Origin of the sequence: Vibrio sp. MEBiC08052 (assembly GCF_001506075.1) — a bacterium.
Lineage (GTDB): Bacteria > Pseudomonadota > Gammaproteobacteria > Enterobacterales > Vibrionaceae > Vibrio.
Map to the genome: position 1 here is coordinate 2,918,102 of NZ_KQ947475.1, position 16,599 is coordinate 2,934,700.

The window sequence follows — 16,599 nt, forward strand, 5'->3', positions numbered from 1 at the left end:
AAGCACAAAGTTGCTTTGTATAATCTTCAATTATTGTCTTTTTTGTGATTAGTATTGGTTTTTTTAACATTCTAATGCACTATAACTAGGTTATTAGCCCTAAATATACTTGATCATGTGCCGATTACAATTAATATTAAATGAAAATACATAAAAGAGCTGAGTAGACATATGGCTGTTGCAACATACCGAGGATTTACCCTCAAATCTGCCGGTCAATCCAGTGATGTCTGGCAAGTAAAAATCAAGAATCATGTTCTTTCCGGTAATAAAGCAGCTGTAAAGAAAAGTATTGATTGGTGGTGTGATACCGCCTCGATTATCGATCCCAAAGAATTTTCAAATATCGAAGTCAAAAGAGAGCATCCGACCGCGACACAAGAGCAGTTTGCCGGTTTTACTCTGAAAAATGATACAGGTGAATCGAATGATTGGTACTGTATATTCAATGGACGACTCATCAAAGGTTCTAAGCTCGCGATTGAAAAACATATTGAAAAGACAATTCTAGAACTCCGTCAGGCGAAAGCAGCAGCAAAGAAGTAGTTAAAATATGACATTAGTATATTCCACAGAAGTTGGACGAATTAAATCTGAAGAATCACAACCTCAGCGACCGAAAGGCGATGGTATTGTAAGAATACAAAGACAAACCAAAGGACGAAAAGGGAAAGGGGTCTGTGTTATCACCGGTCTTGACCTTGAAGATGCTGCGCTAAAACTCTTGGCAGCAGAGTTAAAGAAACATTGTGGCTGTGGTGGTGCAGTAAAAGACGGCCATGTTGAGATCCAAGGTGATGACCGCGAGAAAATCAAGACCTTTCTGGAAAAGAAAGGTCATACCGTTAAACTTGCCGGTGGTTAATTTCAGATAAATTCAATAAAAAGGCCCTAGTGACAATGTCACAATGGGGCCTTTTTATCCTTCTACAACAAAAATATTTATATTTCCTTTGCTTAGTTAAGGCCTCCTTATTTCTCTTGTTGTACAAAAAATATCTAGCTATTTCATATCCATAGAATTTATTCGCGATTAATGATTCAAATCAGTGTTTCACTGCCTATGTAAGCATATTGTATGTCTAATCACATTTTTATATGCAAACTATAGGAGATAAGTATGAGTGTCATGAGATTTTCTGTACCCAGAGACATTATCTATGGAGAAGGGGCACTGGCTGAATTGGCAACGTTAAAAGGTCAAAAAGCTGCAATTGTGACTGGGGGAAGCTCGATGAAAAAATTTGGCTTTTTGGAACAATGCCAAGATTATCTGTCACAAGCTGGGATTCAGAGTATTATCATTGATGGTGTTGAACCGAACCCATCAGTTAAAACAGTCTGGCGTGGTGCTGAAGCAATGATTAACTTTGAACCGGACTGGATCGTGGCAATCGGAGGCGGTTCGGCCCTTGATGCAGCCAAAGTCATGTGGTGCTTCTATGAACATCCACACTTAAAATTCGAAGATATTATTGAGGTCGGCTCTATGCCGGCATTACGCCAAAAAGCGAAATTCATCGCGATTCCGTCAACCAGCGGTACGGCTTCTGAAATCACCGCGTTTTCTGTTATTACTGACACTGATAACCATATCAAGTATCCCATCGTTGCAGCTGACATGGTGCCGGATATTGCGATTCTTGATCCTAAATTACCGGAAACAATGCCAGCGCATATTACGGCTAATACCGGGATGGATGTCTTGACGCATGCCGCAGAGGCGCTTGTTTCAATTGCTGCGACATCATTTACGGATCCATATTCAATTGAAGCAATCAAACTGGTGATTGATAACATTGAAACCGCATACAAAGAGCCTGGCAATAAAGAGGCCCGTTATAACATGCATAATGCATCAGCACTTGCTGGTATGGCATTTACCAATGCTTCATTAGGACTGGTTCATTCACTCGCTCACAAAATTGGTGGTGAGTTTGGGGTGACACATGGTCTGTCGAACGCCATTCTGCTGCCATATATTATTGATTTCAACAGACAGTACACCACCAAATATCAGTTGGCTGAAGGTATTCTCGGTATTGACAATCTGGCACAAACAGTCAGAGAACTGAACAAAGCATTGAATATTCCATCCTGTTTTAAAGATTGTGATGAGGTAGATTTCAGCGAAGAGAAATTCATCCGTGTACTGGAAAGAATGAGTGAACGGGCCTACGGTGACCCATGCACATTGACCAACCCAGGCAAACCAACCGTTGAAGATGTGAAAAATCTATACTGTAAGAGCTATTACGGAGAGTAATTTCCATAAACGAGCGCGGTAACTAACCGCGCTCAATTAGGGGATGGGAAGCATTAACGCATTGAATCGACTCGATTATTGTATTTAACATAACGTATATAATGCGTACTTACATGATTGTTTGATTTATCTGACAATGGTAAGCTCAAACTCGAAGCCAACACTTACAGACTCATCGACTATGCCAAAACATGATCAGTTTGTACAAAAGGACTTAAATTTAAAATGATACCTAAAATCCAAACTACAAATCTTATATTACTTCCACCAACAGCTAACTGCTTTGATTTATATGAGCAGTTTTATACCAATGAAGATGCTTCGAAGATGTATGGAGGCCCCATCAGCAAAACCCAAGCTTGGTCGAGGCTTCAATTAGATCTTGGCTCATGGCATCTGCAAGGATTTGGTGTTTGGGTTATTCAGTTACGTTCAAATGATCAGTTAGTCGGTACATGTGGATTTTGGCAAGGATTCGGATGGCCAATGGAGCTCACTTGGTGGATACTTCCCGAATATAGAGGACAAGGGATTGCATCAGAAGCCTCTAAAGCAGCAATAAAATATGCATATACTCATTTTAAGTGGGATCATGTTGAAACCTATATGCATGATGACAATGCAGCGGCTCGTGCTCTGACAGAGAAAATCGGCGGGCAGAAAGACAGACGAATCGACTTCCCTGATGGGCTGACTCGGGATATTTATCGTTTCCCTAAATAAACCGTGGATTCCCCTACCTTTGTTGTAATGCTGATCAATTAGCACTGAAATCTAAAAACAAATTGCAGATCTGCAATTTGACCTAATTCGATATGCTGAAATTCTTTTGGTGCTCAAAAACTTTTATATACATATGTTGAAAATCAGCTGACCTGCAGAGCTGAATGTCTCCAACATAATGAAACTCAGGACAATTAGGTTTACCAACTTAGAACCTCCTTCTGTCCTCTGCTTTCTGTTCAGAACACTTTCCAAAACCTGCCGTCCTCACAAGACATGAAAAATATTTTTTACAGATAAATTGTCTCGTTTGTTGTTATCACATCTGTGGCGTTGTTTATCTGTTATTAAATAATTTAGTTATAGTGCATCAGGATATATTCCTTGAGTGATACTGTCACTCAGCAGAAGCATTCACTAACAAGAGATCCCAAAAGATCTTTTCTCTTTGGGAAGATACACTTTGAGTCAAGCAATATTCTGTGTCAGCATAGAATGCTGTAGTAACTTAATGAATAATATACATTTTGATTAGGAATCATCACAAGTGCTACAGAGAATGAAAAAACGATCAACTTATTTTTCATCAAAAAATAATTAAGTGGTGTGAGTAATTACTACGCGCTATGATGTTGGTATATAAGATTTGATTTAGATTTCAGAAAAGAAAAAGCCCCCTCTTTCAGAGAGAGCTTAGATATGTGTACTTAAGAGGGAAAATCGGCGCGTTAGTATGTGGATAAGAAGTTCACATAGGCACCTTTTGCATGTGCATTGGTATAGCTTACTGCGGCATCAAGTTCAAATAATCCAAGTAGAGAAAGTCCTATCCCCGCAGTGTATATCCCATCGGAATTACTATAAGCCAGATTCTTTTTATAACCGGCTCGCAATTTTAGCTGACGCAGAATATCAATCTCTCCACCAACACGAAGCATCTGGGTATTATCATTGAAGTTGGTATAGCGCTCTTCCTCATTCAAATCATAATCGACGCTAATCGAGGCATAATCACCTATAAGCCCGACACCGACTGTATACAGTGGTCTGAGTTGGTAACTATATTGCAAATCAGCCTTGCCAGAAATACTGGAAGCAACTCGTTGAGTTGTGATATCACGAGAAACCAGATTGGTAGCCGCGAATCCGACTCTTACTGGCCCATAGAACCACAGAAAACCGGCATCTAGGTTAAATACCGTTTCTCCGGTACTGTTTGCATCAATATCGCTGAGATCGTAATTCTTCAAACTGGCTTCATATACATAGGTATACACTCGTTGAAGTTTGGGAGACACACCGACTGAGATATGTTGCCCTAGAAATGTTTGATATTTTGCCAGAGAAAGTCCGACTTCTGTGACCGCAACAGAAACCGCATCGATCGTACTATTCTGTGCATTATCAAGCGTTGAGGAACCGGTTGTCGCGATTGATGGCGTCACATAAGTCTCGGCATAGGCTTTACCAAACAAATTCATCGAAAGATATTGATTGGGAATCCCTATTGCAATCGCACCACCAATATCAGCTTTGAGTTCGCCGCCATTGAGCGCATCTAGCTGACTCTGAAGCTCAGCTTCTCGTGATGAATCACCACCTTCCACATCCTTGATTAAATCACCGATATTATCAATGGTATTGGAAATATCATCAGGATCATTGTAGGTTAGTCCAAAGCTAGGAAGTAGCATTCCCGCATCATCATTTTTGCGATAAATGGCGACAATAGCAGGGTTATAGAAAGGTGCGGTGAGATAATTAGCTGAAACAACCCCTGTACCTCCCATCGCATCCCCTCGAGCCTCAACAGCGTAGGAGGCTGCCATACTCCCGGGTGAAACCACAAGAAGTGAAGGAATCAAGTATTTTAGTTTTATATCCATATGCGCTATAAACCGAATAAAATTTAATGTTTATAACGACAGATTGTTATATATCTTTAGCTATTCCTCTAGTGAAACATCATATGTTTTACTAATAACTTGAGATTGCTCAATAGTAATTGGTCCTTGCCACCGCTGATGATTCATCGATACCGCCAGAACATATCGTCCCGGTTCTAATGTGTTGGGGGGTAACTCGCTCGGATAATTAGATTCATAGGTCTGTTTCCAAACTTCTGAATATTTCCCACTATGATAGCTATACGCTGAAACTCTCATTTTGGGTAATGGACAGTAACGATTCGGAATCGCTGTTTTTTCGACACGCCATTGCTCTTTTGAGCGCCAATGAATCGTGTGATAAGTCTTCGGATTATCAAGAATGACCCAGGAACTCCATGACTCACCATTTTTTCGAGAGACAATCAATCGATACAGCCCCATAGGCAGACGATTATTCAGGTTATAACGTTTTACGTAAGTTAGCTCATTGGTGACATTGTCACTTCCTACCTGAGAAAAAGAACTATCGAGTGAAATTGAATGATCAATCCAGCGAGTGAACGAAATCTCTTCTATTTGTGACGTTGTCACTATGTCAACCAATAATTGAAATGCATCCCGCCCCGGGCTCTGAATCTCAACTCTTCGTACTGCAAGAGACTTAATCCAATCAGGAAAAGGGGCACGCTCGAGACTCTTTCCACAATCTGCGCTTAAAGATTGGAGTAGCAAATCATTCAAATGACTGCTGAGGTGATTGCTTTCAGCGCTCTGCCATACCTCAACTAAAGAGCTAAACATTTTAGGCAGATCGTCTTCCAGCAGATGTTCATGGGCTTGAGTTAATGGTGTATTGCGTTCAAACCAATTCGCGGAAACAGAATAGCTGGGAGTACATATCAGCACTCCCAGTAAGAAACAACTCTTTTTTCTCATCTTCAGGCTTTCATTTTATAGCCAACACCCCGTAACGTTTCAATTTCTAGTCCGGGAAGTTTTTGTCTTAATTGCAGAACATGTGTATCAACTGTTCTTGTTGTTGGGAAGTGATTGTAGCCCCATACATGATCCAATAATTCATCTCTGGTAAATACTCTTCCTAAGTTACTTGCCAGAAATAGCAGTAAATCAAACTCTGTACGGGTCAACGTAATTAATTCACCTTTGTAATGCACTTCCCGTGTGGCTTTATCAATAGTTAGTTCTGGTGTGACTACTTTTGTGTCATCCTGCTGCCCATCAGGCGCTCGAAGTTGCGCTCTCACCCTGGCGAATAACTCAGCTTCAGCAAATGGTTTAGTTAGATAATCATTCGCACCAGAATCAAGTCCTGCGACTTTATCTTTCACCGTAACCAGTGCCGTCAACAAAATGACCGGAACATCTTTCAGATTTTTCCAATCAACGAGGTGTTCAACTGAGTCACCATCAGGAAGTTGCCGATCTAAAATGACTAAATCTGCCTGCTCCCAATATTGTCTTACTTCTGAAATTTTCTCCGCATGTAAACAGTTATATCCGGCTTGTTCTAGACTAACTAATAATCCATCAGCCAAGTTTTTATCATCTTCAACAAGAAGCAATGTCTGTTTCACAAGGTATCTCCAAAATAAATGTTGTTGGTGGCCCGACTAGAGACATCTTGCCTCCCATTCTTCCAACCATTGATTCTACTATTGTTAAACCTAGGCCTAAGCCACTTTTACTGACAAAGGGCTTACGTAGCTGACGCCAGTCTTTCTGTATCAGCATACCCTGATCGATTACCTTGAACGTAACCATATGACTTGACGTCGTTACATCCAACTGCACGGGGGCAATACCATATTTAATGGCATTTCTTAGCAAATTATCAATACAAGTTCCCAACCAGTAGACATTTAATTTCGCTGCAATATCCTGATTGATTGAGAAATGAATAGATGATTCGAATTCTTCCTCTAATTTATACTCTAACCACTCAGCAACAGATGGAACCCAATCCACAGCTAAAGGTTTAGTATCGGACTGTAAATAATCTTTACTGGCCTCTGCCAACTGCCTCAGACGACGGGAATCTTCACATAATCGTCGAAATTCATCATAGACACTTTCAGGAAGATGCTCAAACTCTCGTCTGAACCCTTCAACAGTCAATGAAAGACTGGCGATCGGTGTCCGTAACTCATGTGTCAATATCTGTAAAATAAGCATACGGCTTCTCATCTCAAGCCGCTTCGTATTCCAACGATAGACAAACCAACTAATCACTAATAAAACGTTAAAAGCAACAAGGCCGACGAGGATATAACGCAAAATATCCGATTGGTCTTCCTCCTCCCAACACAAGTTACCGCGTCGAACGAAACAAGTTGAATCCTCAGTATTGACATAACTGAAGACTAATCCCGCCTGTTCGGCATTATTCTTCCAAACATGATCAGCAAAAACATAATACTGATCACCTTTTCTCAACCAAAGCTCATTTTGCTCACTGAACATTGAGTCACCTGATATTAATGAGGTGACCGACTCACTATCCATCCGCTGCAAACGCCCTAATAAAGTATCTTTTGGGGCTTTAGGACGTTCCTGAATATGCATGTAAACTTTGAGTTCATCATAGAGCTCAGGGTGTTTTTTCACATATCGTGCAGCATACGTTCCCCCACCCGGATGAATCAAAGCGCTCCTGGCAAACCAACGCAACGGGAGATTCGTCCCTTTACACATCGCTCGAGTAAAAACCAGCGGTTCCGTCGTTAAGGGGCTCAAAGGTAAGTTTCCGGTACACTGTTTCGCTAAAGCGTAAAGCTGCTGGATATCTTTCAAAGGATATTGAAATGTCTGAGGCAGCATGGATTCGGGTGTAATTAGTCTTGTGGCATACTCAGCTTCTATTTTTCTCAAATCATATGAAACAAGTGCTTCATCATATCTAAACAAAGAAATAAAATGATCGATTCTTGCCGGCAAAGAGTCTGCGTATGCATATGGAATGATAGACATGAACAACAACATGAATCGTTTTAATATCATCTTTTTATGTGACTCTATATTCTCAGGCAAGTTTCATAATCCGGCCAACATTATGACAAAAATAGTTATCTACGTGTTATGTTGATGTCAATAATGTGTCCCTTAAATAAATAAAGCCAGCATTATTGCTGGCTTATACTACAAAGTTTTCTCTTATTTTTTAAGCAGGGATCAGTCCAGATGTTCCAGAATGTGCAGACATGACGCTTTTGCATCCCCAAATAACATCTGAGTATTCTCTTTAAAGAAAAGTGGATTCTGAACACCAGCGTATCCGGTATTCATTGAACGCTTAAAGACGATGACATCTTTGGCATTCCAAACTTCCAAAACGGGCATACCCGCAATTGGACTATTCGGATCCTCGAGTGCAGCCGGGTTGACCGTATCATTCGCACCAATGACCAGCACCGTATCCGTGTCACTGAAATCATCGTTGATTTCGTCCATTTCCAATACAATTTCATATGGAACTTTAGCTTCAGCCAACAGCACATTCATATGACCGGGTAAACGCCCCGCGACTGGATGGATACCGAAACGAACTTCGATCCCTTTGGCTCTAAGTTTTTCGGTAATTTCAGAAACCGGATACTGAGCCTGCGCAACTGCCATACCATATCCCGGTGTAATCACCACAGACTTCGAGTTTTTAAGCATGTCTGCGACATCTTCAGCCATGATCTCACGATGTTCGCCTTGCTCGCCGTCGTCACTAATCACAACTTCTTGACCGAATCCGCCGGCAATCACGCTGACAAAAGAGCGATTCATCGCTTTACACATGATATAGGACAGAATCGCTCCCGAAGAACCGACAAGTGCACCAGTCACAATCAATAGGTCATTCGCCAGCATGAATCCTGCAGCTGCAGCTGCCCATCCTGAATATGAGTTCAGCATGGAAACAACAACCGGCATATCTGCGCCACCGATAGACGCGACCAAATGATAGCCAAAAACAAAAGCAATCAGAGTCATCAAAATCAGTGCGAAATAGCTCCCGTCAACATTGACAAAGTAGATCAGCAATAGTGTAGAAACAATGACTGCCGCCAAATTCCACTTATGTTTGTGTGGAATATTCAACGGTGAAGATTTAAACACACCATGTAGTTTGCCAAACGCAACGATCGAACCGGTAAATGTAACCCCCCCAATAAAAACCCCCACAAAAACTTCAACCAAATGGATGACATGTTCAGCATGTGTTACGGTTTCCGGAGCTTCGATAAAGCTATTATAGCCAACCAATACAGCGGCCATACCGACAAAACTATGGAGGATCGCAACCAACTGGGGCATCTGTGTCATTTCGACTTTCTTCGCAAAATGGATACCGATCGTACCTCCAATCGCCATTGCAATAATAATCCAGGCAATCCCCGATGTATCAGGCGCAAAAATGGTCGCCAATAAGGCAATCGCCATCCCGGTCATACCGTAGTAGTTACCAGCCCTCGCCGATTCCTGTTTCGACAAACCAGCCAGACTCATCACAAAAAATAAAGCAGCAACGATGTACGCCGCTTGTACTAATCCTGCAGACATTCGCTACTCCTTGTTATTTTTTACGGAACATTTCAAGCATACGCTTCGTGACGGTAAAACCACCGAAGATATTGATACTTGCGATCAACACAGCAATAAACGATAAAAACGTAACAAAACCATTGCCCTGACCAATTTGCAATAAACAGCCGATAACAATAATCCCTGAAATTGCATTAGTAACAGACATTAAAGGCGTATGTAGTGCATGCGTCACATTCCAAACGACGTAATAACCAACCACACAGGCAAGAACAAAAACCGTAAAATGGCTGAGAAAGGCCGCAGGTGCAACAGAGGCAACCCAAGCGAATGCACCAACACCGACAACGAGTCCCAATGCCTTTTTCATCGGGGATACAGCTTTTTCTTCTGCTTTCTGGAGCGATTTCACCGGCTGAGGTTTAGCTTGTGGTTGTGCTGAAACCTGAATAGGCGGTGCCGGCCAAGTCACTTCACCTTCCTTAATTACGGTCACACCACGCTGAACAACATCCTCAAAATCGATGTAAATTTCACCATCTTTTTCTTTGCACAATAACTTCAACAAGTTAACCAGATTGGTGGCATACAGCTGAGAAGACTGCGTCGGTAAACGTCCGACCATGTCAGTGTATCCGATGATCTTCACACCATTCTTAGTAGTAACCACTTGATCAGCCACTGTATATTCACAGTTTCCGCCATTTGCAGCCGCGAGATCAACAATCACACTGCCCGCTTTCATACTGTCAACCATTGCTTTGGTAATCAGTTTTGGCGCAGGCTTTCCGGGAATCAATGCGGTCGTAATAATGATATCGACATCTTTTGCCTGATCTGCGTAAAGTTCAGCCGCTTTACGATTAAAATCATCAGACATCTCTTTGGCATAACCGTCACCAGCACCAGAATTTTCCTGAAAGTCAACGGAAAGAAATTCCGCTCCCATCGACTGAACCTGCTCTTTTACTTCAGGACGCACATCAAAAGCCCGGACAATAGCCCCCAAACTGCCAGCAGCACCAATCGCGGCTAATCCAGCTACACCGGCCCCGGCAACAAAAACTTTAGCCGGTGGTACCTTACCGGCTGCCGTGATTTGTCCAGTAAAAAAGCGTCCGAATTCATGTGCCGCTTCAACGACAGCCCGATATCCGGCAATATTTGCCATCGATGACAAAGCATCAAGAGCCTGCGCCCGAGAAATACGCGGCACGGAATCCATGGCAAGCACATTGATTTTTTTACCGGACAAGGTTTCAAGTAACTCTGGATTTTGTGCTGGCCAGATAAAACTGATCAGTGTTGCCCCTTCTTTGATCAACTCTATTTCTTCGACAGTCGGCGCATTGACTTTCAAAATAATATCCGCACGCCATACATCTTCATTGGATACAACCCGAGCTCCAGCAGCTTCGAAACTCTGGTTGTCAAAACTCGCTTTTTCTCCGGCATCGGTTTCAATAAGAATATCAAAACCTAACTTTAGCAGCTGCCCTACCGAAGTCGGTGAAGCTGCAACTCGCGTTTCACCCGCAAGTCGTTCTTTAGGCACACCAATTTGCATAGTTATTCCCTTATAATTGGCACAGTAAATATGTTTAATCTAACAGCTTACTTATCGATTCAAGCAGCTGGCAACTAAGTACAACTACTTGCGTTTCTTTATAACACGTTGTTTCAACGGTATTGGTCCAACATCTGCCATGACCATCAACCATACTAACGACAATGTCCAGTGAATTGAATATCATGGTAAAAATTAATCATCACAAAAAAAGAAACCACAAGCTTATCGACTTGTGGTTTCTTTCATCATGACTTTAATCAATTTGAGCTACACTCAACTAAAGATCTTTTCTCCCATCTGATCAATAAACATCTTTGCCTTATTGACCATGAGCTCATCAGCACTACTGCGACTGGACAAAACATCCGATCGAATAAAGCGATGTTCTTTGATTTCACCATTTATTTCTCGGGTAATCCGTCCGGCAACCCGATACTGACCATGTTCAGCAATCGCTTCAGGCAAAATAGCAAAATTTTTGTAATAAACAGGCTCAATAGGTGTTGATTCTTGCTGACGTTGGCCAAACAGCCGAGATAAAAATCCCACTTACTTCTCCTTTTGATATTCTGTTTGATGACTAATAATCGGGTTTTCATACCATTCCAACTCAAGGTCATCATCATAACGAGCCGTTGCAACAACAACGGGAACTTCCCGAAATTCAGGATTCTGACGACGGTCATTCTGGATCATTGTCTCTCCGGCTTCAACGGCATCTTTTGCAAATTGTTTCAACTTCACTAAACGAGTTTCCGGAAGCGTGGATAAAAAATCAATATCATGGCGAATATATACAGGACGCAGTTGACTCAATGCTAAACAAGCCAGATCAGCCAGTTGTTCATGATCATAGCGAGCTTTAAAATCATCTGAACTCAAAATTTGACCGACTAAAGTTTCCATATAATTATGGACATCAACACTGATATGCATATTTATTCTCCAGTAACTGTCAGTATCCAAATGGATATAATCTTCACGATATCAGGATTCAATATCATAAACATAGTATCAGATAATCAACCTGACATATTTTTATACATGCCGATGATAACTATGTAAGCCAAATGACGTAAATATTCCGTATTTTTAGTTTCTTGGTATTCTTATCTCTGTCTCATTTAATGCATCCGGTCACACATACATTACCTAAAGTTCAAGAAAAGAGTAATAAAAACGACAAAATGGTGTATTTTTTACTAAAAATCACGTAGAGTGCGATCAATCGTTTGACGAATCAACCATCTATGTTTTCAATGTCGGTCAGTTCTCTCTGGTTCCGCTCTTTACTTCCTATTCTGTTCATTGTGACTATCCATATCGGGATGGGCCATGAAATATTCACGCAACTATCCAATTCTAATGTACTACTTAACTTGCCTTATGTTTTACTTTTCACGGCATTAGCAGTTGCGCAAATATTCAAACAAAGTCGTATGGGGATGCTAGCTGTCGCTCAAATACTGGCTTATGTTGTTATTCAACTCTGTTTGCAAACGCCTTTAATCAGTGGTTCAACTCTCTTAGAGTTATCTTTACTGGCTTTGCTCTTTCCAATTAGTTGCGTCATATGTTACGCATTCCATGATTCAGATCTTTTCACCAAAGAATTCCTATACTATCTGTTGATTCAAGGTCTATTCTTTGCATGGTCACTGTTGATTCTGGATTATTTTAACCAAGGTGACTTCCCGGAGCTCTTTACACAACTGTTGTTATCAGTGCCCCAGGTATCACGATTACCGTTTATTCTGATCTTGTACCTGATTGTGTTAAGTGGCATAACCATGTTGCTGCTATTGAGAAAGAATCGTAAACTTGACGCAGTTGTTTATACATCGGTTCTCTTAATTTCAGATGTTTTTGTTTCTTTTCATCTTCCTCACATCTCCAGCATACTATTTTCTATCTCTGGTATTTTCTTAGTGCTATATGTCATTGCAGCCGGACATGAGCTGGCGTTTAACGACCGCCTCACCCACCTTCCCGGCCGTGCAGCGCTCGACCATACTATGAAGTCTCTGGGACGACATTTCACCATCGCCATGATTGATGTTGATCACTTCAAACAGTTCAACGATAACTACGGGCATGATACGGGTGATGAGGTATTAAAACTGGTAGCAAGCAAATTACGCCAAGTCAAAGGTAAAGCGAAAGCTTATCGCTATGGCGGTGAGGAATTTACCATTATCTTTAAAGGCAAAAGCTCAGAAGAAGCATTTGATTATCTTGAATCTTTACGCCAAGACATCCAAGAGTACGATATGTATCTTCGGAATACAGACAAGCGTCCTAAAAATGATAAAGTAGGACGCCTGAAACGCCAAAAAGATCAATCCAACGGTGTCGTGAATATCACGGTTAGCATCGGTGTCAGCGACAGTCGGTCAAGCCGAAATCCTCAAGAAGTCATTAAATCCGCAGACCAAGCTCTCTATAAAGCGAAAAAGTCCGGACGAAACCGAGTGACAGTTTAAACATGCTCCCCAATATATAACAGCTATCAACAACTCGTATCTAAGAGAAGATGAAAAACATAGATATAAGATTGTTTAAATCATTCATATCAGCACTTTCTCATAATTTATTTATGACCGGAAATACACTTATCTATTTTGTCATTCACGACTGGTTTTAGAGCGATGCTACCATTTTCATTTAAGTGGTCACCATTCCAGAACATTTTAGTTGGCAATGTGTAATCGTATAAATTGATATAACAATCTGCACCTAACTGTTTCATATCATTAGTAAACATTTTCAAGTCAGGCACATCGTATTTTGATAGGTAATTATCGAGATAATTGAGATAAAGAGCATGCAATGGCATAATGATCAGAATTACCACATGATTTTTCTGTTGCTTTAATAAGCGAATCATTTCCTTCAATTGATTTTTGCTGTCTTTATAGTAACTTGAATCTGGTTCCTTCCCCTGAAAATGAGACATTCTGAACCAATCCCCGCCTCTACGACTATGTATTCCAGAAGATACTTTTCGCCCATTCGGTAAAAAATAATCACGATTAGAGGTGTTCTTGAATATGGATAATGGTGTCTTTACTAATTTATCCTCAAAAAAATTGATTATGTCTAGTGGCTTACTAATATATAAAAATTCATTGTCATCAGCTATAATATTCAGTGATTTATATAATTCTACTGGAGTTATGTTAATAATAAAATATTTAGTATTTTTAAATTTATTTAATCCTACATTGATTTGTTTCATTCGTCGTTTAAGATCGGCCCCGTCTTCATTAAGATAATATACGTTATCTTTATTCATCTGGATTTTATAAGCATGAGAATTACCAATAATGAGCCACTCAATATCTTTAGGATCCGTAATTCTTTTAAATGAATCATCAGACGTTATGACATAAACAAGATATATAATAATCAAACTAAACATAAACGCTGACATGATTTTCATATTTCTAAAATTGCGCATAATAGAACTGTCCATCTACTTTTCTGAAAAACAACGTAAATGCCACAAAAATCAGACATAATATTATAACAAATGAAGGATAACGGTTTATCGTCCCCCGAATCAATGAAAAAGACTTATAATCAAAAAATAGCATAATTGAAACAGATAATATCCATAAGACAATATATAACCAGTTAAAAGATGTGGGAATCAAATTATTTGGTAGAAATCCATTAAATAAAAAACCTATAAATGCATAATAAAAAATTTGACTTCCCCATAGGAAATTATTATGTCTTTTAATTTTATTTTGAAAGAAAAAATAAATAAAATTGAACGCACCGAATAGAATAAAATTAAACCCCAACCCATGCCATAAAGCCAAAGATGCAGTTGCAACACCTATATTAGTATAAGCCCAAAATTTATTATATATTTTTATTTTAATGAAATCCATACACCATTGATAAATAGTTATATTCCATCTTCTAAAAAACTGAGATATATTTTTACTAAAAAAAGGTGATTTAAAACTAATTGGCATTTTAAATCCTGAAAGTCCGGCAACACCAATCCCCATTAATGACCATGAGAGGAAATCAGAATACATGTATGCCCACCAATATATAGAATTAAACACACTATCATCGTTAGAGTATATGTAATGTGTTACATGGGTAATATATGTTTTGTAAAATAACCCGACTGAAAATATTATATGATATAAAGCTAAAGATTTGATGTTCATATTTTTATTTCTTACAAACCCTGAAGGTTTGACGACAGGGCCACAATACATCTGAGGAAAAAAGCTCAATCTACTCACGATTGTATATAGTGACATATCTTCTTTAAGATAATAACAAACCTGAAACAGTACAAAACTCAACCCAAGAAAGTTCTCTCTAATATCTATCGATAAAAAAGTATTCTTAAATGAAATTAAAAACAAAAAAGTCAGAGCTAATATAAACTCTCGATTCTGAAAAAAACGATTACATTGGTTGATAAAAATAGCTAAAAATACAATAAGCATAAAGGTCGCGGGATAAAATATACATGACATTAAAACACCGCTAAGAATGACAACATCTTTAGAGTTAGTTATGGCAGAAATAAAATACATCAAAATTAATATAGTAACCAAACCAGCTCCTTACCCATTATCATTACCGATTAAACACTCAATTATATGTACCCGACTCACACATAACTCATAAAAATCCCAAGTCGATTCACCTTGTTTTGAGAATAAACGCAGGCTACACCTAAGTCATCATCGAAGGCAAAATATTATTCATCTATAACGAGATGAACGTGAGCAGTCTATGGTGATAAATATCATCACAGGCACACAATGAAAGTTACCTCTTCATCACTCTTTCAGTTTTTATAGACACTTATGTTAAGTTTATTATAAATAGCATATGATAACTTGCTGTTTTTTACATAATTTCCTATATTAAAAAGTAAAGATGCTGTACACAACTCTTAAGCACTATCCATTTTAACGATGTCACTACGTAATAATTTTTTAGACAGGGGCGTCACTTGAGAAAAAATAAACACAAAATAATTAATAATGACAGAAATAACCTGAAATTGACGTCTAATCAAGACTTTGGCTTTGTGCTCTCTATCATAATTCTGGTTTTATCCGGCTATCTCAACGCTTATGAAATAGGTCATTTTAGTACACTACTGGCATTTTTAGGAGGCAGTATTGCATTTGTAGCGACGATCCAACCTGAGCGCTTGAACTGGCTCAATTCCTTATGGACTTTCATCGGACTCCTACTAGGAAAAGTCACTCAGACCATAACGCTCGGACTTATTTTCTATCTATTATTTTTACCTATTGGGCTGGTCATGCGTCTATGTGGCAAGGATGAATTAAAATTAAAACAGACTGAATCCCACACTTTCTGGCGGCACCGACAGCAACAGAACCTTCCCCTTGAAGACACATTTAAAAATCAATTCTAATCACTGGATTTCATATGGATCATCTGAAAGAACTTTTAATTTTTCTAAAAGTGCGTAAAAAACTGTGGCTTGCCCCGGTGATCATTGTCATGTTTCTCCTGTGCGGACTATTCTTTTTAGTTCAGGGGACAGTCGTTGCACCATTGATTTATACCTTATTCTAGGAGAAATA

General features: G+C 39.6%; 17 protein-coding genes. 7 read left to right on the forward strand and 10 right to left on the reverse strand.

The genetic code is table 11. From position 1 onward, the window contains the following. The first annotated feature begins 171 nt into the window (after nt 1–171). From VRK_RS12760 to VRK_RS12775, 4 genes are all read left to right on the forward strand, one after another. Nucleotides 172–546 (forward strand): DUF3319 domain-containing protein, encoded by a 375-nt coding sequence (locus VRK_RS12760; RefSeq protein WP_059121717.1) that lies wholly within the window; start codon nt 172–174, stop codon nt 544–546. Nucleotides 547–553: 7 nt separating this feature from the next. Continuing rightward, nucleotides 554–865, forward strand: coding sequence for a stress response translation initiation inhibitor YciH (gene yciH / locus VRK_RS12765; protein ID WP_059121718.1), 312 nt, complete (start codon nt 554–556; stop codon nt 863–865). A gap of 255 nt (nt 866–1,120) precedes the next feature. Beyond that, entirely contained in the window at nt 1,121–2,266 is a 1,146-nt protein-coding gene (locus VRK_RS12770) for an iron-containing alcohol dehydrogenase (protein WP_059121719.1), read from the forward strand. A gap of 225 nt (nt 2,267–2,491) precedes the next feature. Then, nucleotides 2,492–2,989, forward strand: a complete 498-nt coding sequence (locus tag VRK_RS12775; protein ID WP_059121720.1) for a GNAT family N-acetyltransferase — start codon at nt 2,492–2,494, stop codon at nt 2,987–2,989. Between the two features lie 728 nt (nt 2,990–3,717). Here the strand turns inward: VRK_RS12775 and VRK_RS12780 are convergent. From VRK_RS12780 to VRK_RS12815, 8 genes are all read right to left on the reverse strand, one after another. Then, nucleotides 3,718–4,875 (reverse strand): conjugal transfer protein TraF, encoded by a 1,158-nt coding sequence (locus VRK_RS12780; protein WP_059121721.1) that lies wholly within the window; start codon nt 4,873–4,875, stop codon nt 3,718–3,720. Nucleotides 4,876–4,935: 60 nt separating this feature from the next. Then, nucleotides 4,936–5,814, reverse strand: coding sequence for a DUF2861 family protein (locus VRK_RS12785; RefSeq protein ID WP_059121722.1), 879 nt, complete (start codon nt 5,812–5,814; stop codon nt 4,936–4,938). A 2-nt stretch (nt 5,815–5,816) separates the two neighbouring features. Next, nucleotides 5,817–6,473, reverse strand: coding sequence for a response regulator transcription factor VxrB (vxrB, locus tag VRK_RS12790; protein ID WP_059121723.1), 657 nt, complete (start codon nt 6,471–6,473; stop codon nt 5,817–5,819). Continuing rightward, nucleotides 6,448–7,896, reverse strand: a complete 1,449-nt coding sequence (vxrA, locus tag VRK_RS12795) for a sensor histidine kinase VxrA (RefSeq protein ID WP_059121724.1) — start codon at nt 7,894–7,896, stop codon at nt 6,448–6,450. The genes vxrB and vxrA overlap by 26 nt, the downstream gene beginning before the upstream one ends. Before the next feature lie 171 nt (nt 7,897–8,067). Then, entirely contained in the window at nt 8,068–9,447 is a 1,380-nt protein-coding gene (gene pntB / locus VRK_RS12800; RefSeq protein ID WP_059121725.1) for a Re/Si-specific NAD(P)(+) transhydrogenase subunit beta, read from the reverse strand. Nucleotides 9,448–9,460: 13 nt separating this feature from the next. Beyond that, nucleotides 9,461–10,996: a Re/Si-specific NAD(P)(+) transhydrogenase subunit alpha gene (locus tag VRK_RS12805; protein ID WP_059121726.1), complete on the reverse strand. Its 1,536-nt coding sequence runs from the start codon at nt 10,994–10,996 to the stop codon at nt 9,461–9,463. 276 nt (nt 10,997–11,272) lie between these two features. Beyond that, complete coding sequence (locus tag VRK_RS12810; RefSeq protein WP_059121727.1) at nt 11,273–11,548, reverse strand: HlyU family transcriptional regulator; 276 nt, start codon at nt 11,546–11,548, stop codon at nt 11,273–11,275. Further along, nucleotides 11,549–11,935 (reverse strand): late competence development ComFB family protein, encoded by a 387-nt coding sequence (locus tag VRK_RS12815; RefSeq protein ID WP_059121728.1) that lies wholly within the window; start codon nt 11,933–11,935, stop codon nt 11,549–11,551. Between the two features lie 314 nt (nt 11,936–12,249). Here VRK_RS12815 and VRK_RS12820 point away from each other — a divergent pair, with 314 nt between their 5' ends. After that, nucleotides 12,250–13,482 (forward strand): GGDEF domain-containing protein, encoded by a 1,233-nt coding sequence (locus tag VRK_RS12820; protein WP_059121729.1) that lies wholly within the window; start codon nt 12,250–12,252, stop codon nt 13,480–13,482. Nucleotides 13,483–13,589: 107 nt separating this feature from the next. Here VRK_RS12820 and VRK_RS12825 read toward each other — a convergent pair whose 3' ends face one another. Continuing rightward, on the reverse strand, nt 13,590–14,474 hold the full coding sequence (locus VRK_RS12825) for a hypothetical protein (RefSeq protein WP_059121730.1): 885 nt from the start codon (nt 14,472–14,474) through the stop codon (nt 13,590–13,592). Next, a complete protein-coding gene (locus VRK_RS12830) occupies nt 14,446–15,588 on the reverse strand; it encodes an MBOAT family O-acyltransferase (RefSeq protein ID WP_157371910.1) in 1,143 nt (380 codons plus the stop codon). Before VRK_RS12830 ends, VRK_RS12825 begins: the two co-directional genes overlap by 29 nt. 404 nt (nt 15,589–15,992) lie before the next feature. On the opposite strand from VRK_RS12830, the gene VRK_RS12835 reads away from it, so the two are divergent. Both VRK_RS12835 and VRK_RS21305 read left to right on the forward strand, forming a co-directional pair. Then, on the forward strand, nt 15,993–16,427 hold the full coding sequence (locus tag VRK_RS12835; RefSeq protein ID WP_059121732.1) for an SxtJ family membrane protein: 435 nt from the start codon (nt 15,993–15,995) through the stop codon (nt 16,425–16,427). 14 nt (nt 16,428–16,441) lie between these two features. Then, complete coding sequence (locus VRK_RS21305; protein WP_197413102.1) at nt 16,442–16,591, forward strand: DUF5989 family protein; 150 nt, start codon at nt 16,442–16,444, stop codon at nt 16,589–16,591. The last annotated feature ends 8 nt before the right edge of the window (nt 16,592–16,599 follow it).

Excerpts from the sequence above, each read along its gene's own strand:
- VRK_RS12760 (WP_059121717.1), top strand. The coding sequence starts at position 172 with ATGGCTGTTGCAACATACCGAGGATTTACCCTCAAATCTGCCGGTCAA.
- yciH (WP_059121718.1), top strand. The coding sequence starts at position 554 with ATGACATTAGTATATTCCACAGAAGTTGGACGAATTAAATCTGAAGAA.
- VRK_RS12770 (WP_059121719.1), top strand. The coding sequence starts at position 1,121 with ATGAGTGTCATGAGATTTTCTGTACCCAGAGACATTATCTATGGAGAA.
- VRK_RS12775 (WP_059121720.1), top strand. The coding sequence starts at position 2,492 with ATGATACCTAAAATCCAAACTACAAATCTTATATTACTTCCACCAACA.
- VRK_RS12780 (WP_059121721.1), bottom strand. The coding sequence starts at position 4,875 with ATGGATATAAAACTAAAATACTTGATTCCTTCACTTCTTGTGGTTTCA.
- VRK_RS12785 (WP_059121722.1), bottom strand. The coding sequence starts at position 5,814 with ATGAGAAAAAAGAGTTGTTTCTTACTGGGAGTGCTGATATGTACTCCC.
- vxrA (WP_059121724.1), bottom strand. The coding sequence starts at position 7,896 with ATGATATTAAAACGATTCATGTTGTTGTTCATGTCTATCATTCCATAT.
- pntB (WP_059121725.1), bottom strand. The coding sequence starts at position 9,447 with ATGTCTGCAGGATTAGTACAAGCGGCGTACATCGTTGCTGCTTTATTT.
- VRK_RS12805 (WP_059121726.1), bottom strand. The coding sequence starts at position 10,996 with ATGCAAATTGGTGTGCCTAAAGAACGACTTGCGGGTGAAACGCGAGTT.
- VRK_RS12815 (WP_059121728.1), bottom strand. The coding sequence starts at position 11,935 with ATGCATATCAGTGTTGATGTCCATAATTATATGGAAACTTTAGTCGGT.
- VRK_RS12820 (WP_059121729.1), top strand. The coding sequence starts at position 12,250 with ATGTTTTCAATGTCGGTCAGTTCTCTCTGGTTCCGCTCTTTACTTCCT.
- VRK_RS12825 (WP_059121730.1), bottom strand. The coding sequence starts at position 14,474 with ATGGACAGTTCTATTATGCGCAATTTTAGAAATATGAAAATCATGTCA.
- VRK_RS21305 (WP_197413102.1), top strand. The coding sequence starts at position 16,442 with ATGGATCATCTGAAAGAACTTTTAATTTTTCTAAAAGTGCGTAAAAAA.